The organism is Luteibacter sp. P4_E6 (assembly GCF_056401535.1).
Genome location: NZ_JBFUJE010000677.1, coordinates 1 through 1,841 on the forward strand (window position 1 = coordinate 1; position 1,841 = coordinate 1,841).

A 1,841-nucleotide genomic window follows, 5' to 3' on the forward strand; every position below is an offset into this window, starting at 1 on the left:
GAAGTGACGGCGACCTCAGCCTATCGGCCGCCACGTTCGACAACCGCCAGGGCAGCGTCACGCACGCGGGCCACGGCACGCTGACGATCGCCGCGACTACGCTCAACGGCAATGGCGGCACGATCGGCAGCAACGGTGCGCTGATCCTGACCGGCAACACGACCGATCTGAGCGGCGGCACGACACAAGCGGAGTCGATCCTCATCACCACGGGAGCGCTCAACACCTCCGGTGGGCAGGTGTCCGCCCTCGGCGGCGACCCGCTGCAGGCGAACGTGAGCGGCCTCTTCAATAACACGGGTGGTGAGATCGTCGGCAACGGCGCACTCGCCCTGAATGCCGGCGCATTCACCAACGCGCACGGTCGCCTGATCGCGGCCGGCGCCGGTGCGACGAACGTGCGGGTGACGGGAGCGCTGGACAATACCGGCGGTGTTTTCGCCAGCACGGGCGCCACCACGTTGCACGCAGGTAGCCTCGACAATACCGGTGGCACCCTCCAGGCATCGGCCACCGCGCCGCTCACGCTGGGCGTCGACGGCGCGCTAACCAATGACGCCGGTAACGTGCAAAGCAATGGCGACATCGCGCTCACGGCCGGTAGCGTCAGTAATCACGGCGGAACGCTGCAAACCACGGGTGCAATCGATGCGACGGTCGCCACGACGCTCGACAACACGGGCGGCGCACTGATCGCCGGTGGCGACCTGGCGATACAGGCCGCTACGCTGCTCAATCGCAACACGGTGAGTACCGGTGCGACGGCACCGACCACAGGCCTCTACGGCCAGGCCGTCACCTTGCACGCCGGCATGCTCGACAACAGCCACGGCGCGGTCGTCGCGCGGGGAGCGCTGGGCGTCAGCGGCACGACGCTGACCAATGCCAGCGGTGTGCTGGACGGGCAGGGTGCGGTGACGGTGACCGGCAGCACGCTGGATAACACCGCCGGACAACTCGCCCAGCACGGCGCGAGCGGGCAACTCACGATTACGCTCACGCAGGGCCTGACCAATACGGGCGCCGGCATGATCGCCGCCGAAGGCGCCGCGCAGGTGCAGGCAGGATCGGTCGACAATCACGGCGGCTCGCTTGTCGCCCAGCACGACCTCGGGCTGACCAGTGCAGGTAACCTCCTCAACAGCAGCGGCGGCGTGCTGCAAACGGGCGGCGCGCTGACCCTTACCGCTGGCGGCACGTTCGACAACAGTGCCGGACGGGTGGACGCCACCGACGCGGCAACGATCCACGCTGCCTCGATTGGGAACAACGGCGGCCAGTTGCTGGCGGGACATGCCGGTGCCCCCGATGCGTCCCTACAGATCGTCACCACCGGTGCCATTGCCAACCGCGGCGGCACGATGGGCAATCGTGCTGGCGACGTCATCGTTCAGGCGACGAGCTTCGACAACGGCGCGGGCGGCACGCTGGTTGCCCAGCGCGACGCCAACCTGGACCGGGTCGGTAGCTTCAGCAACATCGCCGGTACGGTCTTCGCCACGCGTAATCTCAGCGACCAGAACGCCGCCGGCACGCTGGACAACACGAGTGGCCAGATGGGCTCCGGTGGCACGACATGGCTCACCGTCGGCCAGCTGACCAATAGCAATGGTCATCTGCAGGCCGATACGCTGTGGTTGACGGTGCCGATGTTGACCAACAACGGCGGCGAAGTGGACGGTAACAACGTGCACGTCACCGCTGGCGCGTTGAACGGCATCGGGCGAATCTACGGCGCTGCCTTGCTCGATACGCATCTCACCGGCGATTACACGCATCTGGCCGGTCAGCGGCTCGAGAGTGATGGTGTGCTCAAGCTCACGGTCGATGGCACGCTGACC

General features: G+C 67.1%; 1 protein-coding gene. It reads left to right on the forward strand.

Annotated features, from left to right (window positions below; translation table 11 throughout):
* Window positions 1-1,841: beta strand repeat-containing protein (locus tag AC1DT2_RS22270; protein WP_477298796.1), on the forward strand; the 1,841-nt coding region annotated here is incomplete at both ends.